This is a genomic window from Pseudomonas sp. 15A4 (assembly GCF_016925575.1).
In the GTDB taxonomy this organism is placed as follows: domain Bacteria; phylum Pseudomonadota; class Gammaproteobacteria; order Pseudomonadales; family Pseudomonadaceae; genus Aquipseudomonas.
On the sequence record NZ_CP068986.1, the window covers coordinates 4,378,788 to 4,403,984 of the forward strand.

At 60.0% G+C, this 25,197-nt stretch carries 18 protein-coding genes and 4 pseudogenes; 3 read left to right on the forward strand and 19 right to left on the reverse strand.

Annotated features, from left to right (window positions below; genetic code table 11):
- Positions 1–101: 101 nt before the first annotated feature.
- From sucD to sdhC, 9 genes and pseudogenes are all read right to left on the reverse strand, one after another.
- Positions 102–989 carry a succinate--CoA ligase subunit alpha gene (gene sucD, locus JN403_RS19305; protein WP_037009399.1) on the reverse strand — a complete coding sequence of 296 codons (888 nt, stop codon included), beginning with the start codon at positions 987–989 and terminating at the stop codon, positions 102–104.
- A complete protein-coding gene (gene sucC / locus JN403_RS19310; RefSeq protein WP_004882574.1) occupies positions 989–2,155 on the reverse strand; it encodes an ADP-forming succinate--CoA ligase subunit beta in 1,167 nt (388 codons plus the stop codon). Before sucC ends, sucD begins: the two co-directional genes overlap by 1 nt.
- Before the next feature lie 207 nt (positions 2,156–2,362).
- A pseudogene (gene lpdA, locus JN403_RS19315) lies at positions 2,363–3,790 on the reverse strand (dihydrolipoyl dehydrogenase); the annotation flags it as partial.
- 172 nt (positions 3,791–3,962) lie between these two features.
- A pseudogene (odhB, locus tag JN403_RS19320) lies at positions 3,963–5,215 on the reverse strand (2-oxoglutarate dehydrogenase complex dihydrolipoyllysine-residue succinyltransferase).
- Positions 5,216–5,257: 42 nt separating this feature from the next.
- Positions 5,258–8,089, reverse strand: a complete 2,832-nt coding sequence (locus JN403_RS19325) for a 2-oxoglutarate dehydrogenase E1 component (RefSeq protein WP_122538403.1) — start codon at positions 8,087–8,089, stop codon at positions 5,258–5,260.
- Between the two features lie 269 nt (positions 8,090–8,358).
- The gene (locus JN403_RS19330) at positions 8,359–9,063 is read right to left on the reverse strand and encodes a succinate dehydrogenase iron-sulfur subunit (RefSeq protein ID WP_122538402.1); all 705 of its coding nucleotides are present in this window, start codon (positions 9,061–9,063) and stop codon (positions 8,359–8,361) included.
- A gap of 11 nt (positions 9,064–9,074) precedes the next feature.
- Positions 9,075–10,847, reverse strand: a complete 1,773-nt coding sequence (gene sdhA / locus JN403_RS19335; RefSeq protein WP_122538400.1) for a succinate dehydrogenase flavoprotein subunit — start codon at positions 10,845–10,847, stop codon at positions 9,075–9,077.
- Positions 10,848–10,850: 3 nt separating this feature from the next.
- A complete protein-coding gene (gene sdhD, locus JN403_RS19340; protein WP_122538398.1) occupies positions 10,851–11,219 on the reverse strand; it encodes a succinate dehydrogenase, hydrophobic membrane anchor protein in 369 nt (122 codons plus the stop codon).
- Positions 11,213–11,587: a succinate dehydrogenase, cytochrome b556 subunit gene (gene sdhC / locus JN403_RS19345; RefSeq protein WP_122538396.1), complete on the reverse strand. Its 375-nt coding sequence runs from the start codon at positions 11,585–11,587 to the stop codon at positions 11,213–11,215. Before sdhC ends, sdhD begins: the two co-directional genes overlap by 7 nt.
- Positions 11,588–11,968: 381 nt before the next feature.
- Between sdhC and gltA the strand changes: the two are divergent.
- Positions 11,969–13,236 (forward strand): annotated as a pseudogene (gltA, locus tag JN403_RS19350) (citrate synthase).
- An 85-nt stretch (positions 13,237–13,321) separates the two neighbouring features.
- Here the strand turns inward: gltA and JN403_RS19355 are convergent.
- The 9 genes and pseudogenes from JN403_RS19355 to JN403_RS19395 all read right to left on the reverse strand — a co-directional run bounded on the left by JN403_RS19355 (position 13,322) and on the right by JN403_RS19395 (position 20,566).
- A complete protein-coding gene (locus JN403_RS19355; RefSeq protein ID WP_172611789.1) occupies positions 13,322–13,930 on the reverse strand; it encodes an START domain-containing protein in 609 nt (202 codons plus the stop codon).
- Positions 13,931–13,974: 44 nt separating this feature from the next.
- A complete protein-coding gene (locus JN403_RS19360; protein ID WP_205483871.1) occupies positions 13,975–14,232 on the reverse strand; it encodes a YkgJ family cysteine cluster protein in 258 nt (85 codons plus the stop codon).
- Positions 14,233–14,327: 95 nt separating this feature from the next.
- The gene (locus JN403_RS19365; protein ID WP_205483872.1) at positions 14,328–14,813 is read right to left on the reverse strand and encodes a translation initiation factor 2; all 486 of its coding nucleotides are present in this window, start codon (positions 14,811–14,813) and stop codon (positions 14,328–14,330) included.
- Positions 14,814–15,161: 348 nt separating this feature from the next.
- Positions 15,162–16,601, reverse strand: a complete 1,440-nt coding sequence (locus JN403_RS19370; protein WP_122538388.1) for a PLP-dependent aminotransferase family protein — start codon at positions 16,599–16,601, stop codon at positions 15,162–15,164.
- Positions 16,602–16,751: 150 nt separating this feature from the next.
- Entirely contained in the window at positions 16,752–17,567 is an 816-nt protein-coding gene (locus JN403_RS19375; RefSeq protein ID WP_172611786.1) for an OmpA family protein, read from the reverse strand.
- Positions 17,564–17,917, reverse strand: coding sequence for a DUF4398 domain-containing protein (locus JN403_RS19380; RefSeq protein WP_205487522.1), 354 nt, complete (start codon positions 17,915–17,917; stop codon positions 17,564–17,566). Before JN403_RS19380 ends, JN403_RS19375 begins: the two co-directional genes overlap by 4 nt.
- Before the next feature lie 21 nt (positions 17,918–17,938).
- A pseudogene (locus tag JN403_RS19385) lies at positions 17,939–18,762 on the reverse strand (transporter substrate-binding domain-containing protein).
- A 125-nt stretch (positions 18,763–18,887) separates the two neighbouring features.
- On the reverse strand, positions 18,888–19,817 hold the full coding sequence (locus tag JN403_RS19390) for an FAD-binding protein (RefSeq protein WP_205483874.1): 930 nt from the start codon (positions 19,815–19,817) through the stop codon (positions 18,888–18,890).
- Positions 19,817–20,566, reverse strand: a complete 750-nt coding sequence (locus JN403_RS19395) for an electron transfer flavoprotein subunit beta/FixA family protein (protein ID WP_065986283.1) — start codon at positions 20,564–20,566, stop codon at positions 19,817–19,819. Before JN403_RS19395 ends, JN403_RS19390 begins: the two co-directional genes overlap by 1 nt.
- 561 nt (positions 20,567–21,127) lie before the next feature.
- On the opposite strand from JN403_RS19395, the gene JN403_RS19400 reads away from it, so the two are divergent.
- Complete coding sequence (locus JN403_RS19400; RefSeq protein WP_205483876.1) at positions 21,128–22,792, forward strand: electron transfer flavoprotein-ubiquinone oxidoreductase; 1,665 nt, start codon at positions 21,128–21,130, stop codon at positions 22,790–22,792.
- Positions 22,793–23,041: 249 nt separating this feature from the next.
- On the opposite strand, the gene JN403_RS19405 is transcribed toward JN403_RS19400, so the two are convergent.
- Entirely contained in the window at positions 23,042–23,932 is an 891-nt protein-coding gene (locus JN403_RS19405; protein WP_205483878.1) for an AraC family transcriptional regulator, read from the reverse strand.
- 176 nt (positions 23,933–24,108) lie between these two features.
- Between JN403_RS19405 and JN403_RS19410 the strand changes: the two genes are divergently transcribed.
- Positions 24,109–25,161, forward strand: coding sequence for an NAD(P)-dependent alcohol dehydrogenase (locus JN403_RS19410; RefSeq protein ID WP_205487524.1), 1,053 nt, complete (start codon positions 24,109–24,111; stop codon positions 25,159–25,161).
- Positions 25,162–25,197 lie beyond the last annotated feature (36 nt).

Here is a 25,197-nt window from a genome sequence, read left to right on the forward strand (position 1 = left end):
TTACAGAATTAAGGTCAAAGCATCGGCGCAAATCGAAACGCCGGAAACGCAAAAGCCACCCGAAGGTGGCTTTTGTTGATTAAGCAGTGAGACGAAGGCGATTAAGCCTTCTTCACTTCCCAACCGGTCAGCTCAGCCAGGGCTTTGCCGATGTCTGCCAGCGAACGCACGGTTTTCACGCCTGCGTCTTGCAGCGCAGCGAATTTCTCGTCTGCAGTGCCTTTGCCGCCAGAGATGATCGCGCCCGCATGGCCCATGCGCTTGCCCGGAGGAGCAGTCACACCCGCGATGTAGGAAACGACTGGCTTGGTCACGTGTGCCTTGATGTAGGCAGCCGCTTCTTCTTCAGCCGAACCGCCGATCTCACCGATCATGACGATCGCTTCGGTCTTCGGGTCTTCCTGGAACAGCTTCAGGATGTCGATGAAGTTCGAACCCGGGATCGGGTCACCACCGATGCCGACGCAGGTCGACTGACCGAAACCGGCGTCAGTGGTCTGCTTCACAGCTTCGTAAGTCAGGGTGCCGGAACGCGACACGATACCGACCTTGCCTGGCAAGTGAATGTGACCTGGCATGATGCCGATCTTGCACTCGCCCGGGGTGATGACGCCTGGGCAGTTAGGGCCGATCAGGACCACACCCAGTTCGTCGCACTTGACCTTGGCTTCGAGCATGTCGATGGTCGGAATGCCTTCGGTGATGCAGACGATCAGCTTGATGCCGCCGAACGCTGCTTCAAGGATGGAATCCTTGCAGAACGGAGCCGGAACGTAGATGACCGAAGCGGTTGCGCCGGTTTTTTCTACTGCTTCGGACACCGTGTTGAACACGGGCAGGTTCAGGTGCGTGGTGCCGCCCTTGCCTGGGGTCACGCCGCCAACCATTTTGGTGCCGTAGGCAATGGCTTGCTCGGAGTGGAAGGTACCCTGGGAGCCGGTGAAGCCCTGGCAGATAACCTTGGTGTCTTTATTGATCAGGACGCTCATTATTTGCCCTCCGCAGCTTTGACGACTTGTTGAGCAGCGTCGGTCAGGCTGGTAGCTGCGATGATGTTCAAGCCGCTTTCTGCCAGTACTTTAGCGCCCAGCTCAGCGTTGTTGCCTTCAAGGCGAACAACCACCGGGATTTTCACGCCGACTTCTTTCACGGCGCCAATGATGCCTTCGGCAATCATGTCGCAACGAACGATGCCGCCGAAGATGTTGACCAGTACTGCAGCGACGTTGGTGTCGGACAGGATGATCTTGAACGCTTCGGTAACGCGCTCTTTGGTTGCGCCGCCGCCTACGTCGAGGAAGTTGGCTGGCTTGCCGCCATGCAGGTTGACGATGTCCATGGTGCCCATGGCCAGACCGGCACCGTTGACCATGCAGCCGATGTTGCCTTCCAGTGCCACGTAGTTCAGTTCGAACTTGGCAGCGTGGGCTTCACGTGGGTCATCTTGCGATGGGTCGTGGAAAGCCTTCAGCTTTGGCTGACGGTACATGGCGTTGGCGTCGATGTTGATCTTGGCGTCGAGGCAATGCAGATCGCCGTCAGCCTTGATCACCAGCGGGTTCACTTCCAGCAGGGCCAGGTCGTGGTCCTGGAACAGCTTGGCCAGACCGGTGAAGATCTTGGCGAACTGGGTGACCTGCTTGCCTTCCAGACCCAGCTGGAATGCCAGATCGCGACCCTGGAATGGCTGAGCGCCAACCAGTGGATCGATGGTGGCTTTGAGAATCTTCTCAGGCGTGTCGTGAGCGATCTTCTCGATGTCCACGCCACCTTCGGTGGAAGCCATGAACACGATACGACGGCTCGAACGATCGACTACAGCGCCCAGGTACAGCTCTTTGGCGATGTCAGTGCACGATTCAACCAGGATCTTGGTGACCGGCTGACCGTTGGCATCAGTCTGGTAAGTGACCAGACGCTTGCCCAACCACTGTTGAGCGAACGCAGCGGCGTCTTCCTTGCTGCGAACCAGCTTGACGCCGCCCGCTTTACCGCGACCACCAGCGTGAACCTGGGCTTTGACGACCCACTCGGTTCCGCCGATCTTGTCGCACGCTTCTGCTGCTGCTTCCGGGGTGTCTACTGCATAGCCCTTGGAAACTGGCAGGCCGTATTCAGCAAACAGCTGCTTACCCTGATACTCGTGAAGATTCATGCTTATTACCGTCTTCGTTAGGTACTGCGCATTCGGTGCTGCTCGTCAAAGCGTGCCGCACCACCTGTGACCGCTTCTCCCGGCGAACGCAGGTCAGGCATCAAGCCTGCCCTGTGCTGCCGGGAGTTCGAGTCCAACGGACCTTCCGCGGTAAGCCCTGCGAGCAGGGCCTACGACGGGCGGACCGTCGTGGTTATCTTTAGCGTTTTTCTTGTTCTGGATGTGGATGGCGCCGCCATTCACAGCCAGTGCCGCTTCGTGCAGCGCTTCGGACAGGGTCGGGTGGGAGAAGACCATCATGCCGATGTCTTCGGCACTGGTGCCGAACTCCATACCGATCGCGCCCTGCTGTACCAGCTCTGCAGCGCCCGGACCAATGACGTGTACACCCAGCACACGGTCGGTCTTGGCGTCAGCGATGACCTTGACGAAACCGCCGGTGTCATTCGCTGCCATCGCACGGCCGCTGGCCGCGAACGGGAACTGACCGACGTTGACTTCAACACCTTCAGCCTTGAGCGTCTGCTCGGTTTTGCCGACCCAGGCGATTTCCGGGTGGGTGTAGATAACCGACGGGATCAGGTCGTAGTTCATCTGGGTCTTGTGACCCTTAATGCGCTCGACAACCATGATGCCTTCTTCGGACGCTTTGTGCGCCAGCATCAGACCACGGACCACGTCACCGATCGCGTACACGCCAGGAACGCTGGTCTCGCACTGCTCGTTGACGAAGATGAAACCGCGCTCGTCGATGTCGACACCGCTGTCGGCAGCCAGCAGCTCGGTGGTCACCGGGCGACGGCCCACGGCCACGATCACGCGGTCGAACGTGATGTTCTGCTCGCCGTCCTTGTCGGTGTAGGTCACGACGACTTCGTCGCCATTGACCTTGGAACCGGTAACGCGTGCGCCCAGCTTGATGTCCAGACCCTGCTTGGTGAAGGTCTTCTGCGCTTCTTTGGCAACGGCTTCGTCAGCGGCTGGCAGGAATTTCTCCAGGGCCTCGAGGACAGTTACCTTGGCACCCAGGCGAGCCCAGACCGAACCCAGCTCCAGACCGATGACACCGGCGCCGATGACGCACAGACGCTCAGGCACGGCCGGGAATTCCAGGGCACCTGTCGAATCGACGATGGTGACCTGATTGACCGGAGCCGGCGGAATGTCGATCGGACGCGAACCGGACGCCAGAATGATGTTCTCGGCTTCGATGACTTCGGTGGTGCCGTCTGGCTTGGTCAGCTCGACTTTCTTGCCGGCCAGCAGTTTGCCGTGGCCTTGCAGGGAAGTGACGCCGTTGGCCTTGAACAGGCTGGCAACGCCGCCGGTCAGGCCTTTGACGATCTGAGCCTTGCGACCAATCATGGCAGCAATGTCCATTTTCAGGTCGCTGAGCGAGATACCGTGAACACCGAACTGGTTCTTGGCTTCGTAGAATTTCCAGGAGCTGTCCAACAGCGCCTTCGAAGGGATGCAGCCCACGTTCAGGCAGGTACCGCCGAGGGCCAGCTTGCCCTCCTTATCCTGATACTTCTCGATGCAGGCAGTCGTGAGACCGAGTTGCGCGGCCTTGATAGCGGCCACGTAGCCGCCAGGGCCAGCGCCAATCACTACCACGTCGAATTTCTGGGACATAGAAAAGAGTTCCTCTTTAGCTGCGAGCTTTAAGCCACAAGCTGCAAGCTGATCCGTGATGCTTTACAGACGAGTTGCAGCCTGTTCATTAGGATGTTGCGACGACCCAAGCGTTGGCGCCAGGCTGCTGTAACTTGCAGCTTGGCGCTTGCGGCTTGCAGCTGTCCTTGAATCAGATGTCCAGCAACAGACGAGCCGGGTCTTCCAGCAGGTTCTTGATGGTCACCAGGAACGTCACGGCTTCTTTACCGTCGATCAGGCGGTGATCGTAGGACAGCGCCAGATACATCATCGGACGGATGACGACCTGACCGTTGATCGCCATAGGACGCTGCAGAATGTTGTGCATGCCCAGGATGGCCGCTTGCGGCGGGTTGACGATCGGGGTCGACATCATCGAACCGAAAGTACCACCGTTGGTGATCGTGAAGGTACCGCCAGTCATCTCGTCGATGGACAGTTTGCCGTCACGGGCTTTCTTGCCGAAGGTAGCGATGCCGCCTTCGATTTCAGCCAGGCTCATCTGCTCGGCGTTGCGCAGCACCGGAACTACCAGACCGCGATCGCTCGACACGGCAACGCCGACGTCGGCATAACCGTGGTAGACGATGTCGGTGCCATCGATCGAAGCGTTGACCGCAGGGTAGCGTTTCAGCGCTTCGGTCGCGGCCTTGACGAAGAACGACATGAAGCCCAGGCGCACGCCGTTGTGGGACTTCTCGAACAGGTCCTTGTACTTCGAACGCAGCGCCATGACTTCGGTCATGTCGACTTCGTTGAAGGTGGTCAGCATCGCCATGTTCGACTGAGCTTCAACCAGACGCTCTGCCACCTTGGCGCGCAGACGGGTCATCGGCACGCGCTTCTCGGTGCGGTCGCCAACGGCAGCCACAGGCGCAGCGGCAGCAGCCGGTTTGGCGGCAGGTGCAGCGGCCGGCGCGGATTTCTTCGCTTCGATGGCAGCAACCACGTCTTCCTTGGTCACGCGGCCGTCTTTGCCCGTGCCTTTGACGCTGGACAGGTTGATGCCGTTTTCTTCGGCCAGCTTGCGGGCAGCCGGCGCGCCGATGGCGTCTTCGTCACCGGAAGCAGCAGGTGCAGCGGCAGCCTGGGCCGGCGCAGCAGCCGGAGCCGATGCTGCAGCGGCTGGAGCGGCTGGAGCGGCGGCAGCTGGGGCGGCAGCAGCGCCGCCTGCTTCGATCGAGCCCAGCAACTGGTTCGACAGGACGGTGGCGCCCTCTTCGGCAACGATTGCGCCCAGTACGCCGTCAGCCTCGGCCAATACTTCCAGCACGACCTTGTCGGTTTCGATATCGACGATCAGGTCGTCACGTTTGACGGCGTCGCCCGGTTTCTTGTGCCAGGTGGCAACGGTGCCGTCGGCAACGGATTCCGGGAAAGAGGGGCTTTGATCTCAATAGCCATTATCTGTAATTCCTTTAATTCGGTTTCTAGTGCGCGAAGGCGTTAAACGGAGAACGCGTCTTTCAGCAGTTTTTCCTGCTGTTCGGCGTGCATCGAAGCGTATCCACAAGCAGGGGCAGCGGAAGCATCACGGCCGGCGTACTCGAGAACGAGGTTGCGGTTGTGATTGCCGATGCTGCGGCGCAGGTGGTGCTGACTGCTGTACCAGGCGCCCTGGTTCATCGGTTCTTCCTGACACCAGACCACGTTGGTCAGGTTGGTGTACGACGCGATAGCGTCCATCAGGTCGTCTTCCGGGAACGGATAGAGCTGCTCGAGACGCACAATGGCGATGTCTTCGCGGCCTTCGGCACGGCGTTTTTCCAGCAGGTCGTAGTAGACCTTGCCGCTGCACAGCACCAGACGCGTCACTTTCGCGGCATCGAGGGTGTCGATCTCCGGGATGACAGTCTGGAACGAGCCATGGGCCAGATCTTCCAGGGTCGACACAGCCAGCTTGTGGCGCAGCAACGACTTCGGCGTCAACACGATCAGCGGCTTGCGCAGCGGACGGATCACCTGACGGCGCAGCAGATGGTAGATCTGAGCCGGGGTGGTCGGTACGCAGACCTGAATGTTGTGCTCGGCGCACAACTGCAGGTAACGCTCAAGACGTGCCGATGAGTGCTCCGGCCCCTGCCCTTCGTAGCCGTGGGGCAACAGCATGGTCAGACCACACAGACGACCCCACTTGTGCTCGCCACTGGTGATGAACTGGTCGATCACGACCTGTGCACCGTTGGCAAAGTCACCGAACTGGGCTTCCCAGATGACCAGCGCATTAGGCTGAGTCGTCGAGTAGCCGTATTCGAACGCCAGCACGGCTTCTTCCGACAGGAACGAGTCGTACAGGTCAAAGCGCGGCTGACCGGCGTACAGGTTCTGCAGAGGCACGTAGGTGTCGCCGTCCTTCTGGTTGTGCAGCACGGCATGACGGTGCGAGAACGTACCGCGACCGACGTCCTGCCCGGTGATGCGCACCTGATGGCCTTCGAACGCGAGCGTCGCGTAGGCCATGGTTTCGGCATAACCCCAGTTGATCGGAAGGCCACCGACTTGCATCTTCTGGCGGTCTTCGTAGATTTTCTGGACCTGACGCTGAACCACGAAACCTTCCGGCACTTCCATCAGCTTGGCTGACAGTTCCTGCAGGGTCTTGAGGTCGAAACTGGTGTCATGACGTGCGGTCCACGCGTGACCCAGGTACGGACGCCAATCGACGAACAATTCCTTGTTCGGCTCTTTGACGAGACTTTTGACCACGTGCATGCCGTTGTCGAGCGCGTTGCGGTACTCGTCGACCTTGGCCTGGGCGGCTTCGGCGTTGAGAATGCCAGCGGTGGCCAGAGCATCGGCATACAGCTCACGGGTGGTGCGCTGTTTGGCAATCTGCTGGTACATCAGCGGCTGGGTGCCACTTGGCTCGTCGGCTTCGTTGTGGCCGCGACGACGGTAGCAAACCAGATCGATGACCACGTCACGCTTGAACTGCATGCGGTAGTCGATCGCCAGTTGGGTCACGAACAGCACCGCTTCAGGATCATCGCCGTTCACATGGAGGATCGGCGCCTGAATCATCTTGGCAACGTCGGTCGCATACTCGGTGGAGCGCGAGTCTTCCTGCTTGCTGATGGTGAAGCCGACCTGGTTGTTGATCACGATGTGGATAGTGCCGCCCGTCTTGAAGCCACGGGTCTGCGACATCTGGAAGGTTTCCAGCACCACGCCCTGACCTGCGAACGCAGCGTCACCGTGAATGGAGATCGGCAGCACTTTCTCGCCAGTGGCGTCGTTGCGACGATCCTGACGGGCACGCACCGAGCCTTCGACCACAGGGGACACGATTTCCAGGTGGGACGGGTTGAACGCCATCGCCAGGTGAACTTCGCCGCCGGTGGTCATCACGTTGGACGAGAAGCCCTGGTGATATTTAACGTCACCGGAACCCAGCTCGACCTTCTTCTTGCCTTCGAACTCGTCGAACAGGTCGCGCGGGTTCTTGCCGAAGGTGTTGACCAGCACGTTGAGACGGCCGCGGTGGGCCATGCCGATGACAACTTCCTTGGTGCCGTAGGAGCCGGAACGCTGAATCAGCTCGTCGAGCATCGGGATCAGGCTTTCGCCGCCTTCCAGACCGAAACGCTTGGTACCCGGGTATTTGGTGCCCAGGTACTTTTCCAGCCCCTCGCCCGCCGTCACACGCTCAAGCAGATGGCTCTTGATGTCGGCGGAATAGGCAGGACGGCCACGCACGCTTTCGAGGCGCTGCATGAACCAGTTGCGCTGGTTGGAATCGACAATGTGCGTGAACTCGGCGCCGATGGTGCGGCAATATGTCTGCTGCAACGCTTCGACGATTTCGCGTAGGCTCGCTTCTTCCTTGCCGATGAACAGGTCGCCGGCACGGAATGTGGTATCGAGGTCAGCGTTGGTCAAACCGTAATGGTTGATCGACAGGTCAGCTGGCGCAGTACGCTTCCACAGACCCAGAGGATCGAGTTGCGCACCCTGATGGCCGCGCATACGGAATGCCTGGATAAGTCGCAGCACTTCAACTTGCTTCTTTTCATGCTCGCTGCTCACGCTGCCGGCAGAGACCGGTTGGGCGCGGCGCTGGTTTTTCCCCAGCAACACAAAATGATCGCGAACCGTAGAGTGCGATACATCGGTGGCAGTGCTGCCGTCAGCCGGCAACGTCTGAAAATAGGTGCGCCACTCTTCTGGCACAGCGTTAGGGTCGTGCAGGTAGAGCTCATAGAGCTCTTCCACATAGGCAGCGTTACCACCGGAAAGGTGGGCGCTGTTCCACATGCGCTGCATCACGCTTTCTTGCATGCTTGGTCACCCTCGATTAGGGGACACCATCGGCGTCGATGCCAGCGCAAACTTGAAAAGTCCATGTGCAGCGACTTCAAGTCACTAGGAATCACGCAGATAGTCCGGGTACCAGCCCGGATGCCCCTGCTGGTTTCATTTCTTCAAAATAAGAGCTGAAGCCATACGACAACTGCTCAGGTTAAAACTACGGCGCCGGTTGAAGCCTGCGCCGCAGCGTTTACGGGTGCTGCAGTAGCGGGTGCTGCGATGTTACAGGTGTGGCGAACTCAGACACCGCTTTTGAGCAACATGTTGCGCACGTGACCGATAGCCTTGGTTGGGTTAAGGCCTTTCGGACACACGTTGACGCAGTTCATGATGCCGCGGCAGCGGAACACACTGAACGGATCGTCCATGGATGCCAGACGCTCTTGCGTTCTGGTGTCGCGGCTGTCGGCCAGGAAACGATAGGCTTGCAGAATCGCAGCAGGACCCAGGAACTTGTCGGGGTTCCACCAGAAGGACGGGCAGGACGTCGAGCAGCAAGCGCACAGAATGCACTCGTACAGGCCGTCGAGTTTTTCCCGCTCTTCCGGGGTCTGCAGGCGCTCGATGGACGGAGCCGGCGTGTCGTTCTGCAGGAATGGCTTCACCTTCTCGTATTGCTTGTAGAAGATGCTCATGTCAACGGCGAGGTCACGGATGACCGGCAGACCAGGCAGTGGGCGAACCACCAGCTTGTTGCCCTTGACCACAGCCGACAGCGGCGTGATGCAGGCCAGGCCGTTCTTGCCGTTGATGTTCATGCCGTCGGAACCGCACACGCCTTCGCGGCACGAACGACGGTACGAGAAGCCTTCGTCCTGCTCTTTAACCAGAGCCAGGACGTCCAGCACCATCAGGTCTTTGCCACCGGTGTCGACCTGGAAATCCTGCATGAACGGCGCGGCGTCCTGATCAGGGTTGTAGCGATAAACACTGACTTGCAACATGGCGGTCACCCTTAATAAGTCCGAATCTTAGGTTCAAAAGTCGGAACAGTTTTCGGCGAGAAGTTCACGGCACGCTTGGCTACGCGCTTGTCACCCGGGAAGTACAGGGTGTGGCACAGCCAGTTCTCGTCGTCGCGATCTTCGAAGTCTTCACGGGCGTGAGCGCCTCGGGACTCCTTGCGATGCTCTGCGGCGATCGCCGTTGCTTCAGCGACTTCCAGCAGGTTTTGCAGCTCCAGCGCTTCGATCCGGGCAGTGTTGAACGCCTGGCTCTTGTCGTTGATCTTGACATTGGAAATACGCGTGCGCAGGTCAGCCAGCTGGGCAATACCTTTCTGCATGTATTCGCCGGTACGGAACACACCGAAGTAGTTCTGCATGCAGCTCTGCAGCTCTTTGCGCAGGGTTGCGACGTCTTCGCCATCGGTACGCGAGTTCAAGCCATTAAGGCGAGCCAGTGCGACGTCGATGTCGGTTTCGGAAGCGCGACGGTAGTCGACGCCTTCGTTGAGCGCCTGCTCCAGGTGCAGACCGGCAGCACGACCGAACACCACCAGATCGAGCAGCGAGTTGCCGCCCAGACGGTTGGCACCGTGGACCGAAACGCACGCCACTTCACCCACCGCGAACAGGCCGGGGATGATGGTGTCGACGCCGGCAGCGTCCTGGGTGATCGCCTGACCATGAATGTTGGTGGCAACGCCGCCCATCATGTAGTGGCAGGTCGGTACGACAGGGATCGGCGCAACGGCCGGGTCAACGTGTGCAAAGGTCTTGGACAGTTCCATGATCCCTGGCAGGCGGCTGTGCAGCACTTCTTCGCCGAGGTGATCAAGCTTGAGCATTACGTGGTCGCCGTCAGGACCGCAACCATTGCCGGCGATGATCTCCTTAACCATCGAACGAGCCACAACGTCACGACCAGCAAGGTCCTTGGCGTTTGGCGCGTAGCGCTCCATGAAACGCTCGCCGTGCTTGTTGATCAGGTAACCGCCTTCACCACGGCAACCTTCGGTGACCAGTACACCTGCGCCGGCGATGCCGGTCGGGTGGAACTGCCACATTTCGATGTCCTGAACCGGTACACCGGCACGCAGCGCCATGCCCACGCCGTCGCCGGTGTTGATCAGGGCGTTGGTGGTGGAGGAATAGATGCGGCCGGCACCGCCGGTGGCCAGCACAGTCGCGTCGGCGCGAATGTAGGAGGTTTCACCGGTTTCGATGCAGATGGCGATGATGCCGACGAACGCGCCGTCCTGGTTCTTCACCAGGTCAACTGCGTAGTACTCGTTAAGGAATACGGTGCCGGCTTTCAGGTTGGCCTGATACAGGGTGTGGAGCAGCGCGTGACCGGTACGGTCAGCCGCCGCACAGGTACGTGCAGCCTGACCGCCCTTGCCGAAGTCTTTGGACTGACCGCCGAACGGACGCTGATAGATGCGGCCCTGCTCGGTACGGGAGAACGGCAGACCCATGTGCTCGAGCTCGAACACGGCTTCCGGGCCCACGGAACACATGTATTCGATAGCGTCCTGGTCACCGATGTAGTCGGAGCCCTTGACGGTGTCGTACATGTGCCAGCGCCAGTCATCGTTCGGATCGGCCGAAGCGATTGCGCAGGTGATGCCACCCTGGGCGGAAACGGTGTGGGAGCGAGTCGGGAAGACCTTGGTGACGACAGCGGTCTTGTGGCCGCCCTGAGCCAGCTGCAATGCGGCACGCATGCCCGCACCGCCGCCGCCAATGATAATGGCGTCGAATGAAAGCGTATTAATGTTAGCCATGAATCAGATACCCCAAAGAATCTGCACACCCCAGACGAAGTAAGCGAACATCGCAATGCCGCACACCGCCTGAAAAAGGAAACGCACCACTGTCGCGGACTTGCCCAGCGCCATCGGCGTCAGGTAGTCGGTCGCGATGGTCCACATGCCAACCCAGGTATGAGCCGCCAGGGCTACAAGGGCCAACAGGCTGAAGATGCGCATTGCGTTATGGGAGAAGAGCGCGTGCCACGTGGCGTATTCGATGCCAGGGTGAGCGATCAGGTACCCGATCAGGAAAATGAAATAAGCCGCGAGTACGACGGCGGAGACGCGTTGCGCCATCCAGTCATACAGGCCCGAACGAGAAAGGTTGGTGACGTTGGTTACCATATCCACACTCCTGCCAGAACGATCACCACCACAGACACGGCGATGACGATTTTAGAGCCCAGCTTGCCGCCTTCCAGCGTCTCGCCAATGCCCGAGTCCATGATCAGATGACGGATGCCCGCCACCAGGTGATACAGCAGTGCGGACAGAAGAGCCCAGATCACAAACTTGGCCAGCGGACTGGTCAGCCCTGCTTTCACCGACGCGAAGCCTTCCTCGGAGTCGAGCGACAGGTCCAATGCATAGAGCATGATGGCAATGCCGACGAAGAGGATGACACCGGAGATACGATGAAGGATGGACGTGTAAGCAGTGATAGGGAGTTTGATGGTCCTTAGGTCTAGGTTTACAGGTCGTTGGCTTTTCACGGCTTTTTTTCACACTGAAGAGCCCTAACACTCAGGGCAAGTTGTTGGGAAGTGTACTGGTCAGGTACCCACTACCCAGGAAGTGACCAACCCCGTTGAATCGGGCCTGAAAGCCCCTGGCGGTCGGACGCCGAGTATAGACAGTTAGCCAACTAATGACAACGCGCAGACCCCGTCCCAAGGGTGGATTGCTTTAGCCCGATAATTGGCGTAAATGGCCCGTAATTTCGACGAAAATCCCCCGTTAAAGCCTTCTGCTACAAGACTTTTGGCAAATTGACTTTAGAATTTATCTCACTATAGTGATGCGGGCCCTGCGTGGGGGTCTGTCTGATGATTTGAAGCATAATTAGGAGGCCACATGGCTGATAAAAAGCGCAGTTGATCATCGAGGGCGCAGCCCCGTCGAGCTGCCCATTCTGACCGGCACCGTTGGTCCCGATGTTATCGACGTACGCGGCCTGACTGCCACCGGACGCTTCACATTCGACCCAGGCTTCATGTCCACCGCCTCATGCGAATCCAAGATCACCTACATCGACGGTGACAACGGCATTCTTCTGCATCGCGGCTACCCGATCGAACAGCTGGCCGAGCAATCGGACTACCTGGAAACCTGCTACCTGCTGCTTAACGGCGAACTGCCAACCGCCGAGCAAAAAGCCGAATTCGTCGTCACCGTGAAGAATCACACCATGGTGCACGAGCAACTGAAGACCTTCTTCAACGGTTTCCGTCGCGACGCCCACCCGATGGCCGTCATGTGCGGTGTGGTCGGCGCCCTCTCGGCGTTCTACCATGACTCGCTGGACATCAATAATCCGCAGCACCGGGAAATTTCCGCGATCCGTCTGGTCGCCAAGATGCCGACCCTGGCCGCGATGGTTTACAAGTACTCCATGGGCCAGCCCATGATGTACCCGCGCAACGACCTCAGCTACGCGGAAAACTTCCTGCACATGATGTTCAACACGCCGTGCGAGATCAAACCGATCAGCCCGACGCTGGCCAAGGCCATGGACCGGATCTTCATCCTCCATGCCGACCACGAACAGAATGCCTCGACCTCCACCGTGCGCATGGCAGGTTCCTCGGGCGCCAACCCCTTCGCCTGCATCGCAGCCGGTATTGCTGCACTCTGGGGCCCTGCCCACGGTGGCGCGAACGAAGCCGTGCTGACCATGCTTGATGAGATCGGCGATGTGTCCAACATCGACACTTACATCGCCAAGGCCAAGGACAAGAACGATCCGTTCAAGCTGATGGGCTTCGGTCACCGCGTTTACAAGAACCGCGACCCGCGCGCCACCGTGATGAAACAGACCTGCGACGAGGTCCTGCGCGAGCTGGGCATCACCAATGACCCGCAGCTCAAGCTGGCCATGCGCCTCGAAGAGATCGCCCTGACCGACCCGTACTTCATCGAACGCTCGCTGTACCCGAACGTCGACTTCTACTCGGGCATCATCCTCAAGGCAATCGGCATCCCGACCAGTATGTTCACCGTGATTTTCGCCCTGGCGCGAACTGTCGGCTGGATCTCTCACTGGAAAGAAATGCTGTCGAGCCCGTACAAGATCGGCCGTCCACGTCAGCTGTACACCGGTGAAGTGTCGCGCGACATCGTTCCGCTGGCCGAGCGCAAGTAACTCGACAGCCATCACGAAGACGCAAAAAAGGCTGCCCTAGGGCAGCCTTTTTAGTGTGTGGCTTTAACGTCGCAAGCGAACCGACTCAGTTCTTCTCGGCTCGGTCCTTCAGCGCCTTCAGAGTGTTGAACGGCGCATCCACCACGAACTTGTTCGCCAGCCAGGACGGCACGCTGCCGCCGGGCTCGGTGTGCACTTGATAGGTGACCTCGGTCAGGTTGTCGCCCTTGGGCACGAACTTCCAGAACCCCTCGACCTGCGCCACCCGCACAAAGCCCTTCTCTTCCGGGATGTACTTGGGCTCGCCTTCCAGCTCACGGGTGACGCTGCCATCGGCGCCTTCCACCGTCGTCACTTTCAGCACCGAATCCCGAGGTGTGACTGGCCACGGCGTGTTGAATTGGGAGTAAGTCCAGGTCTTGTCGCCGTCGTGCTTGAGGATCTTCTGCAGTTTGCATTCGTGAATCCAGGCACACGCGCTGGCCACATCTTCCTGCAAAGCACGGAGCTTGCCGATGCCCGCCTTGATGGTGGTCACGCCTTGATAGGCCTTGTACTGCGATCCGGGCACATCGCTGAGGGAGACTTTGATGCCCTCCTCGTTCTTCGCGACTTTCCACTCTTCAGCCTGGGCCGACGCTGCGACCCATACAGTCAGTCCCAGCCCGAAAGCAATGCGGTACAGCGAACTCATAGGTTGTTCCTTATTGTTGAAGTTCAGTCACGACCGGTCGCACTTCATGCCACCGATGTCATCTTTTCCCACCAGCCGATCAGACGAATCGCCTCCTCCGAACTGGTGCCGCAGACCTCAGGCTCCGCCGCAAACTGGCCACACACCGCCGGCCTTCCCGGCTGTCCAAATGTGCCGCAGAGCATGTCCAGCGACAGGTGCAGACAGCGCATGCCCGCAGGTTTGCCGTTGGGCATGCCGGGAATCGGTGAGGTGATGGAGGGCGCGATGCAGCATGCGCCGCAGCCTGGACGGCATTCCATGAAGAGAACCTGCTGTGGCGGTGAGGACGATGGCAGGATCTTACGCGCTAAAACACACGTTTGAAATCGGGCGCTGAGAGCGGGTCACGGGTTCATCACTTCTTGAATGTGAAATCCAGCGCAGCGCCTTCCACGTCCTTGCGCGCCTCATTACGCAACTGCAAGTCCATTTCGTTGCTCAGCAGACGGCCTTGCATCTGGAAGTCAGGGTCAGCGTTGGCGTCAGGAAACATTTTCGGCAGCAGGGGCTTGGCACCGGCTGAGGGCGCGTTGGCCTTCGACGCGGAGCTGATCACATTAGCCGGCGGGGTCAGCTGCTTGACCATCTCCGGGGGCAGGCTAAGGTCCAGTGGCACTTTGTTCAGCTTGGTTTCTTTCACCACTTGGGACGCCGATTTGCTCTTGCTGGCCACTGGGGCACGCCGCGCCACTTCGGCATTATCCGCTTTAACCTTGGCAGATTTGGCGTTGGAGCCCGCCGCCTTATCGTCAGCTGTTTTGGCGTTGTTGACCGTTCGCGGCGCTTCAGCCGATGACTTGCCGGATGCGACAACAGGCACGGTCTTGATATTCGGCGTCAAGGCATGGACCTCTGGCGCTTCAACCCCAGGCTTGTCCGGCACTGCAGACGAAGGCTCAGCTCCAGAGGCAGGCTTCGCTGGTTCGGGAGACACAGGCGACACAGCGGGCGCGTCAGCACGGGTGCCGGCCGCCGACGCAGTGGCTTTCGCCGGTGGCGTGGGCGCTTTGTCGGCATCACACGCGCTAAGCATCACCAACAACATCACAGTTACACAACGCAGTGATTTCATAGTCCGAACGGCAGTAAGTAAGACAGGGGCCATATGCTGGCCCTTTGCATGGCGACTGACAAGTTGGCCCTGTCTGCCTCCCCCGATAACGTATGGAAAGCTGGCAACCCTACGAGTTCACCAGGATTGCCCGGCATCCTGACACAGCTGCTTGGCGAGCATGCCTACCGTCATCAACGCCCTCTCCGCCTCACGGTTCCACGGGAGACCGCAATTCAGGCGAATGCAGTGGTTGAACTGCTCCGTATTACTGAAAATCAGGCCCGGTGCGATGCTGATGCCCTGCTCCAGCGCACGCACGTGCAACTCCTGGGTGTTCACCCGCCCCGGCAGGCTGATCCACAGAATGAACCCGCCCGCAGGTCGACTGATCTGCGTGCCTTCCGGGAACATCTGCTGCACCGCCAGCTGAAACGCGCTGAGATTCTTGCGGTGCTCCTGGCGGATAAAGCGCAAATGCCGGTCATACCCGCCGTTTTCGAGATAAGACGCCACCGCCATCTGCGTCACGCTGCACGCTGAGTGGGTGCTGAAGGTTTGCAGACGCTGGATTTCAGCCTGGTATTTGCCGGCGATCATCCAGCCAATACGCACCCCGGGCGACAGGGTCTTGGAGAAGCTGGAGCAGTAGATGACATGGCCCAGCCGGTCGAAGGCCTTCAAGGCTTTCGTCTTGTTCTGCTCGTACATCAACTCGCCGTAGATGTCGTCTTCGATGATTTGAATGTCGAAGTCCGACGCCAGGCGCAGCAGGTGTTTCTGCCGCTCTTCCGGCATGGTGCTGCCCAGAGGATTGCTTAGCCGGGAGGTCATCACCAGCGCTTTGATCGACCATTGATTGGCAGCCAGCTGCAAGGCCTCGAGGCTGATGCCGGTGTTGGGGTCGCTGGGAATTTCGATGACTTTCAGGCCAAGCAGATCAGCCAGCTGCAGCAGGCCGTAGTAGGTCGGGGATTCTGCGGCGATCAGGTCGCCCGGACTGGTCAGCACCCGCAGTGACATTTGCAGCGCGTCGACGCAGCCATGGGTGATCACGACTTCAGACGGGTCGATCACTACGCCAGCGTCGCGCATGCGAATCGCCACCTGACGGCGCAGCGGCTCGAAGCCGGGGCTGAACATGTAATTGAACGCCCGAGGGCTCTGAAAGCGGGTGACCTTGGCCAGTTGCTGGTGCAACGCGCGCAGGGGCAGGTAATCAATGTGCGGGACCGCTGCGCCAAACGCGAACACCCCTTCCCGCCGCGCCTCGACCAGCACCTGTTGAATGATGCTGGCGCGGGTGACCAGGCCGGGGCGCTCCACCCGAGCGATATCGGGAGTCGCCGCCGTAAGGGCCGGGGTTTGGTGCACGTAGTAACCGGACTGTGGCCGGGCGCGGATCAAACCCTGGTCTTCAAGGTTGGCGTAGGCCTGCAGGACGGTGGCATGACTGACGTTGAGCTGGGAGCTCATTTTGCGCACGGACGGCACGCGTTCGCCTGGCTGATACACGCCCCGGCGAATGTCTTCGGCCAGCTGTTGGGCGATGCGTTGGTACAGCAACAGACTGGTCATTTCGCGTCCCTCGATCCTGTGCTTTGATCTCGTATCCGTTGATTAAAAAGCAGGATCACCGGAACAGTTCGGAAGTGTACGGTGACAGTTCCTGTTCCGGCTAGAGGGCGCGGCGTTTGAATCACTCGGATTCCTACCTTCCTCTGCGCCTTAGCGAGGCGCGCTCAAATGTCCCTTGTCGTCCGAGAAGACAATTTCGACACGGCGATTCTGCGCACGGCCGCTTTCAGAGGTGTTGGCGTCCACCGGGTACTGATCGCCGTAACCTTCGACCTGCATGCGGTCTTCCTCGATGCCCAGATCAGACAGCACGTCAGCAACGGCCTGTGCGCGGTCCTTCGACAGCGCAAGGTTTTCCCGAGCATCGCCTGTGCTGTCGGTGTAGCCCTCAATGCGCACCACGCGTTTGGGATTGAATTGCAGGAACTGCACGACCTTCAGCACCGTGCGGTTGGCCGAGCTTTTCAGTTCGGCGCGGCCGGTATCAAAGAGCATGTCGCCGAGGGTCATCACCAGCCCGCGCTCGTTCTGCTGTGTCGACAGACTGATCACCTGATCTTCCGCCCACTTGCCTTGTTGCTGGGCACCGGCCAGCTTGGCTTCACGCAAAGCCAGCTGCAGGCGCTGACGCTCCAGTTCCAGTCGCGCGAGCTTTTCCTGATTCAACAGCAGCTTGCTGTGCTCCCGGGCAATGGCGCTGTAACGGCTGCTCAAGTAGGCGTAATGACTGACGTCGTCAGCGCTGCCGATATAACTCGACAGGCGCTCGGCCCGGCCGAGCAATTCGCCGGCACGGATGACATCCTTCGGCGCGCTGCGCAGGACGTTGGTGTCTTCCTTGACCTTCTGGTAATCGGCAATGGCACCCTGCAACGACTGCTCACTGCTCTGGTGGCCGGCACAGCCCGCAAGACCGGCACTGGCCAGCATGAGGCCGAGACTGAGGCTTCGCACGACAGCATTCATTGGCTGGCCCCCAACTGCTTGCGCAGACGCTCGAGCCGGGTGTTGACCTGAGCCACCTGCGCTTCGCTCTTCCGGGTCAACACTCGGGCCTCGGCCAGACGCGCGTCCAGCTCGGCCTGTTCGGCCTGCATACGCGCATCCTTGTAGGACTTGTCCGCCATGTCGGCGCGAGCCTGGGTCAGCTTCGCCTGGGCTGTCACCAAGTCCGGTTCTTCATCCGTAGCACCGACTGCAGTGGCCTGGGCAACAGCCTGTTCGGTGAGTTTGAGTTGTTCGGTGGGCGCCGGGTCGTTGGCGCAGCCGACAAGGGCGGCGAGCACGACAGCGCCAAATACAGGCTGGATTTTCAAGAGAAAGCTCAAAACACATTCCTACTGATGGAGGGCATTGCCGGACTGCTGCAATTGGTTTTTCCACAGGTCCAGATTGCGCATGACGGCTTCACCGGAGCGACCGGAAGCCGCCAATTCTGTCATTTTTTCGCCAGCTGTCCGCGCAGCCATGGATCGTTGCAAGCCGAATTGAACGACAACGCCAGATAAAACCCCGGATGATCGAGAACCGCGGGCTGGGTTTGCAGGTCTTTGGCGATGTCCAGCGCCTGGGTCACAGCCATGCCGGCGTAGCGGCCGGCCAGGACAAATTCGACCTGCCCCGCCGCCAGTTTCTGAAACGCCTGAACGAGACTGGCCTGCTTCTCCAGCGTCAACTGCGCCCTGATCGCCTGATCGAATCCGGCGGTCACCCGGGTCTTCTCTGACATGGCCCCAGGATGGCCCTGCAGATCGGCCAGTGAGTTGAACGGCTGCTCGTGGCCGTTGCGGGTCCAGACCATGATGTCGTTCTGGGCGATGGGCGGGTGAATAAAGTCCAGGGATTCCAGCTCGGCGTTGTTGAGCGGCGTGTCGGCGAGCATGTCCATGCGCCCGGTGCGCACTTCCTCAAGGGCCTGGCTGCGCTTGCCGCCATACAGCAGCTCGACCTTGACGCCGACCTGCTGCGCGACCTCCTTGAGCAGATCGGCATTGGCGCCCATCAGGTGTTTGGGGTCTTGGGGGTCGCGCCACAGGTACGGCGGCGCATCCGGGCTGCCGGTGACAATCAGCCGGTCACACTTGCCCGCAGACCAGGCCAGCGACGGCAGCAACAGCAACCCGCCCAGCAGTGAAGCCAGCGTCTGCTTTAGCGACAACATGACGACGTCCTTTTTCAGCCCATAAAAAACCCGTCAGTTCCGACTGCCTGAGCGCTGGTTCATCAAGGGAACACGCTTGCGGCAGCCCGAACGAACGGGTTCTCTTTATAAGTCAGGGAAGTGGATTAAACCAGCTTCTCCAACTCAGGGATCGCTTCGAACAGATCCGCGACGAGGCCGTAATCCGCCACCTGGAAGATCGGCGCTTCTTCGTCCTTGTTGATCGCGACGATCACTTTGGAGTCCTTCATGCCTGCCAGATGCTGGATCGCGCCGGAGATGCCGACCGCGATGTACAGCTGTGGCGCGACGATCTTGCCGGTCTGGCCGACCTGCATGTCGTTGGGCACGAAGCCTGCGTCGACGGCCGCGCGGGAAGCGCCGACCGCTGCACCCAGCTTGTCAGCCAGGGTGTAGAGGTGCCTGAAATTTTCGCCGTTCTGCATGCCGCGGCCGCCGGAAACAACGATCTTGGCAGCGGTCAGTTCCGGACGGTCGGACTTGGCCAGCTCTTCGCTGACGAAAGACGACTTGCCCGCATCGTGAGCTGCGCTGACGGCTTCAACCGAGGCAGAACCGCCTTCAGCTGCCACAGCGTCAAAGCCGGTAGCCCGAACGGTGATGACCTTCACGGCGGCCGACGACTGAACGGTCGCAATGGCGTTGCCCGCATAGATCGGGCGCTTGAAGGTGTCAGCGCTTTCAACCGAGATGATCTCGGAGATCTGGTCGACGTCCAACTGGGCGGCAACACGCGGCAGGATGTTCTTGCCGTTGGAGGTCGCCGCGGCCAGCACGTGGCTGTAGGCCGAAGCCAGCTCGACGACCAGCGGGGCGACGTTTTCCGGCAGTTGGTGTTCGTAGGCCGCATTGTCAGCCACGAGGACCTTGGACACGCCTGCGATTTTTGCAACAGCTTCGCCAACGGCACCGACATTGTGGCCCGCGACCAGAACGTGAATGTCACCACCGATCTTGGCAGCCGCGGCAACGGTGTTGAGGGTGGCGGGAGCGATTGCGCCGTTTTCGTGCTCAGCGATAACCAGGGTCGTCATCAGATCACCTTCGCTTCGTTTTTCAGTTTATCGACCAGTTCAGCAACCGACTTGACCTTGATGCCTGCGCTGCGGGCAGCCGGGGCTTCAACCTTCAGGGTCTTGTTGGTGGACGCAATCGAAACACCCAACGCATCAGGGGTCAGCACTTCGAGCGGCTTTTTCTTGGCTTTCATGATGTTCGGCAGCGACGCGTAGCGCGGCTCGTTCAAGCGCAGGTCGGTAGTGACAATGGCCGGCAGCTTGAGGGAAACGGTCTGCGCGCCGGCGTCGATTTCACGGGTGACATTGACGCTGTCGCCGGAGACTTCGACTTTCGAGGCGAACGTGCCTTGGGCATAGCCGCTCAGCGCAGCCAGCATCTGGCCGGTCTGGTTGTTGTCGCTGTCGATTGCCTGCTTGCCGAGGATGACCAGCTGCGGCTGCTCTTTGTCGACAACAGCCTTGAGCAACTTGGCCACGGCCAGGGAGGTCAGTTCGTCAGCGGATTCTACGAGGATGGCGCGATCGGCACCCAGTGCCAGCGCGGTGCGCAGTTGCTCCTGAGCCGTGGTCGGACCGATGGAAACGACAACGATCTCGGTCGCAACGCCCTTCTCCTTCAGGCGCACGGCTTCTTCTACAGCGATTTCGCAGAAGGGGTTCATCGACATTTTAACGTTGGCGAGATCGACGCCGGAGTTGTCCGCTTTGACGCGAACCTTGACGTTGTAGTCGACCACTCGTTTGACAGCTACAAGAACCTTCATGGATTCCTCGTTTCTCTCCGGTGAAAAGAAAATCGCCAGGCCATGCCCGGCGATGGGTACTCGTCAGTGTAAAGAATACCTGTGAAAACAACGTATTCGCGGTTGCCGAATGCGGATGTCAGCAAAAGCGGCGACGCTACGGCGGCAATCCAAGCCAGACGTTGATCGCCCGTGTAAACTGCAGCGCGCCGCCAGCGTGGGGCTGAAGGTGGCGCGGAGGCGATGCTCACGTTGCTTTTAGCGGTGTTCTGCTGCCAACAGGTTTGTACCGGCAGCCGAGGCGAACAGCCAGCTGGGGCGAGTGCAAAACCGCCCGTATCTTGACCGCAACGTCTGGTCGGGTCAATACGACATAAACGCCAGTCACAAGCCGCCTCACCATGATTTATCAGGGTTTCGGCCGATTCAAACAAACGTTTGTATTGGACCTGCGAGGTGGTGTAGATATAATGCGCGCCTTCACGATGACACCCGGGCGAACGACCTTCCCGGTGTCGGTTTTAGCCATCTATAAAAATACGTCTAAAAATACGCCGTTGAGCCTTGAGTAGGAGATAGCCTGTGGAACGCGAATTTATGGAGTTCGACGTCGTCATCGTCGGAGCCGGGCCCGCCGGGCTGTCTGCCGCTTGCCGCCTGAAACAGAGAGCCGCTGACGCCGGTCAGGAAATCAGCGTCTGCGTCGTGGAAAAAGGCTCCGAGGTCGGTGCCCACATCCTCTCCGGCGCGGTGTTCGAACCCCGCGCCCTCGACGAACTCTTTCCTGACTGGAAAGCCCTCGGCGCCCCGCTCAACACTCCGGTCAAAGGCGACGACATCTACGTGCTGACCGGTGCCGACGCCAGCCAGAAAGTCCCGGGCGCATTCGTTCCCAAGACCATGCACAACGAAGGCAACTACATCATCTCCCTGGGCAACCTGTGCCGCTGGATGGCACAGCAGGCCGAGAACCTGGGCGTCGAAATCTACCCGGGCTTCGCGGCTCAGGAAGCGCTGATCGATGAAAGCGGCGTGGTGCGCGGGATTCTGACCGGCGACCTGGGCGTCGACCGCGAAGGCAATCCGAAAGAAGGCCTGTACACCCCCGGCATGGAACTGCGCGGCAAGTACACGCTGTTCGCCGAAGGCTGCCGTGGTCACATCGGCAAGCAACTGATCAACCGCTTCAACCTCGACAGTGAGGCCGACGCCCAGCATTACGGCATCGGCTTGAAGGAAATCTGGGAAGTCGATCCGGCCAAACACCAGCCAGGCCTGGTGGTGCACACCGCCGGTTGGCCGCTGGACATCATGGGCACTGAAAACACTGGCGGCTCGTTCCTTTACCACCTGGAAAACAATCAGGTCGTGGTCGGGCTGATCGTGGATCTGTCCTACGCCAACCCATACCTGTCGCCGTTCGATGAATTCCAGCGCCTCAAGCATCACCCGGTCCTCAAGCAATACCTGGAAGGCGGCAAGCGCATCAGTTACGGCGCTCGGGCCATCTGCAAGGGCGGACTGAATTCGCTGCCGAAGATGGTCTTCCCCGGCGGCGCGCTGATCGGTTGTGACCTGGGCACGCTTAACTTCGCCAAGATCAAGGGCAGCCACACCGCCATGAAGTCCGGCATGCTCGCCGCTGAAGCAGTGGCGGATGCGTTGTTTGCCGGCAACGAGGGTGGCGACGCGCTGAACGGCTACGTTGAAGGTTTCAAAGCCAGCTGGCTGCACGAAGAACTGTTCGCCAGCCGCAACTTTGGCGCGGCGGTTCACAAGTTCGGCGCCATCTTCGGTGGGGCGTTCAACTTCATCGATCAGAACCTGTTCGGCGGCAAGATCCCCTTCACCCTGCACGACACCAAGCCGGACTACGCCTGCATGAAGCTGGCGGCCGACTCGAAGAAGATCGACTACCCGAAACCCGACGGCAAGCTGAGCTTCGACAAGCTGAGTTCGGTGTTCATCTCCGGCACCAACCACGAAGAAGAACAGCCCTGCCACTTGAAGCTGAAGGACCCGAGCATCCCGATCAGCGTCAACCTGCCCAAGTGGGATGAGCCTGCTCAGCGGTACTGCCCGGCGGGGGTTTACGAGGTGGTGACCCAGGAAGACGGCGCGAAACGCTTCCAGATCAACGCGCAGAACTGCGTCCACTGCAAAACCTGTGACATCAAGGATCCGTCGCAGAACATTACCTGGGTAGCACCGGAAGGCGCAGGCGGGCCGACCTATCCCAATATGTAAGGGAAGCGGCAAGCTTCAAGCTTTGAGCTGCAAGCTTCCCGGCTGAATCCGGTCCTACTGACACTGCGCGTGTTCAGTGGGACCGGCTTTAGCCGGGAAGGCGCAAGCGGCCACATCGCACAATTGATGGTGCGCACGCTGGCCTCTTCCCGGCTGAAGCCGGTCCCACAAAGACACCGCGTACCCTCGTAGGACCGGATTTAGCCGGGAAGCTTTTAAGGTTCAGCAACCACCCTCACGCTGATATTTTCAGCCGCTCGCCCTCCTCCCCGGATTGCGCTCGAAGTAGCGTTTGTACTCGCGACTGAATTGCGAGGTGCTCTGATACCCGACCTTGTGCGCGACCTGCGCCACCCCCATGCCTTCGCCGATGAGCATCTGTTGAGCCTTGAGCAGCCGCACGCGCTTCAAGTACTGAACGGGTGACAGCAGCGTGCTGCGTTTGAAATGCTCATGGAAGGTTGAAGCGCTCATGTTGGCGCAGCGGGCCAGATCCTCGACGCTCAATGCCTCGTCGTAGTGATCGCGCAGGTAGTGCAACGCTGCCGCGATACGGGCGAAGTGGCCGGTCTGCTCGACCAGCGCACGCAGCACCCCGGCTTGCGGACCGCGCAACGCGGCATACACCACTTCCCGGACCCGGGCCTGGCCCATCACTTGCGCGTCGAGTGGATCGTGCAGACAGCGCAGCAACCGCTCCACGCTCTCGCGCATCGGCGCATCCAGCTCGGCGGAGGTCATGGACTCCGGCGTCTGCGCCTTGACCTTGACGTTCGGCGCCTCGCCCATGGCCTGAACAAGCTCACCCAATAGAGCCCGATCAATTGATACGGCAACGCCATACATCGGCGCCTCGGCCGTCGCGAAGGTTTCGCACATGAACGGCACGGACAACGCCTGCACCAGATAATGACCGGCGCCGTATTCCAGGGTTCGCGGGCCCAGGCGCGCGAGCTTGCTGCCCTGAGCAATGATCACCAGGCTCGGTTCATAGATCTGCGGGCTGCTCGCGACGTAATAATCCCAGGACATCGCCTGCACGCCCGGCACTCGGGTGTCGACGAAACCCGGGCGCGGCGCCAGCGGTTTGATAAGGGAGACCAACTCGGCGTTGGCGTCGGAATGGGAGAGTGGAGACATGGGCAGCCGTACGGAGGATTTGACACCGCAATCATCGCAGATCAGCGGCGCGAAGCCCTACTCGATTGATCAAATCCGGAGGATCAGGCATGACAGGCGGAGGAATGACCATGGCCGACGATGCCCTGCGTGGGGAGAATGGACCGCCTCAACTGTCATCGTTTTCGAGGTTCTTCATGTACACAGCCATCGGTTACGCCGCCCAGTCCGCCACCAACCCCCTCGCCCCTATGACGTTCAGCCGCCGCAGTCCGCGGCCGGACGACGTGGCCATCGAGATCCTCTACTGCGGCGTCTGCCACTCCGACATCCACCAGGCGCGCAACGAGTGGGGCATCGCGGTGTACCCCCTCATGCCGGGTCATGAGATCGTCGGCAAGGTCACCGAAGTCGGCGCCAACGTCAGCAAGCACAAAGTCGGTGATCTGGTCGGCGTCGGCTGCATGGTCGATTCCTGCCGTCAGTGCGAAGCCTGCGCCCGCGACCTTGAGCAGTATTGCCTCGAAGGCGCGACCATGACCTACGCCACTCCGGACCGCGTCGACGGCAGCAACACCATGGGTGGCTATTCCAACAGCATCGTGGTCAGCGAGCACTTCGTCGTGCGTATCCCGGAGAAACTCGACCTGGCCGCTGCCGCACCGATCCTGTGTGCCGGCATCACCACCTATTCGCCGCTCAAGCATTACGGCGTCAAGGCCGGCGACAAAGTGGGCGTGCTGGGCATGGGCGGTCTGGGCCACATGGGCATCAAGTTCGCCAAGGCCATGGGCGCGGAAGTGACGCTGTTCACCCGCTCGGCGAGCAAGGCTGAAGAAGGTCGTCATCAGGGTGCCGACCACGTCATCGTTTCGACGGATGCCGAGCAGATGAAAGCGGCTGCCGGTCATTTCGACTTCCTGCTGGACACCATTCCGGTGCAGCACGACCTGAACCCCTACCTCGAAACCCTGCGATTTGACGGCGTGCACATTCTGGTCGGCCTGATCGAACCCGTGGACCCCGCGCTGCATGCCGCCAATCTGGTGATGAAGCGTCGCGTGCTGGCGGGCTCACTGATCGGCGGCATCGCCGAAACCCAGGAGGTGCTGGATTTCTGCGCCGAGCACGGCATCACCTGCGACATCGAGATGCTCGATATCAAGCACATCAACGAGGCCTACAGCCGCATGATTGCCGGTGACGTGAAATACCGTTTCGTGATTGATATGGCCACGTTGAAGGCCTGATCCACGGGTTCGCCCCGCGCGCAATGCGGGGCGAAC

Bases quoted from the DNA above. Each gene is read 5' to 3' on its own strand.
- sucD (WP_037009399.1), bottom strand. From the start codon at position 989: ATGAGCGTCCTGATCAATAAAGACACCAAGGTTATCTGCCAGGGCTTC.
- sucC (WP_004882574.1), bottom strand. From the start codon at position 2,155: ATGAATCTTCACGAGTATCAGGGTAAGCAGCTGTTTGCTGAATACGGC.
- JN403_RS19325 (WP_122538403.1), bottom strand. From the start codon at position 8,089: ATGCAAGAAAGCGTGATGCAGCGCATGTGGAACAGCGCCCACCTTTCC.
- JN403_RS19330 (WP_122538402.1), bottom strand. From the start codon at position 9,063: ATGTTGCAAGTCAGTGTTTATCGCTACAACCCTGATCAGGACGCCGCG.
- sdhA (WP_122538400.1), bottom strand. From the start codon at position 10,847: ATGGCTAACATTAATACGCTTTCATTCGACGCCATTATCATTGGCGGC.
- sdhD (WP_122538398.1), bottom strand. From the start codon at position 11,219: ATGGTAACCAACGTCACCAACCTTTCTCGTTCGGGCCTGTATGACTGG.
- JN403_RS19355 (WP_172611789.1), bottom strand. From the start codon at position 13,930: ATGAGTTCGCTGTACCGCATTGCTTTCGGGCTGGGACTGACTGTATGG.
- JN403_RS19360 (WP_205483871.1), bottom strand. From the start codon at position 14,232: ATGGAATGCCGTCCAGGCTGCGGCGCATGCTGCATCGCGCCCTCCATC.
- JN403_RS19370 (WP_122538388.1), bottom strand. From the start codon at position 16,601: ATGACCAGTCTGTTGCTGTACCAACGCATCGCCCAACAGCTGGCCGAA.
- JN403_RS19375 (WP_172611786.1), bottom strand. From the start codon at position 17,567: ATGAATGCTGTCGTGCGAAGCCTCAGTCTCGGCCTCATGCTGGCCAGT.
- JN403_RS19390 (WP_205483874.1), bottom strand. From the start codon at position 19,817: ATGACGACCCTGGTTATCGCTGAGCACGAAAACGGCGCAATCGCTCCC.
- JN403_RS19395 (WP_065986283.1), bottom strand. From the start codon at position 20,566: ATGAAGGTTCTTGTAGCTGTCAAACGAGTGGTCGACTACAACGTCAAG.
- JN403_RS19405 (WP_205483878.1), bottom strand. From the start codon at position 23,932: ATGTCTCCACTCTCCCATTCCGACGCCAACGCCGAGTTGGTCTCCCTT.
- JN403_RS19410 (WP_205487524.1), top strand. From the start codon at position 24,109: ATGTACACAGCCATCGGTTACGCCGCCCAGTCCGCCACCAACCCCCTC.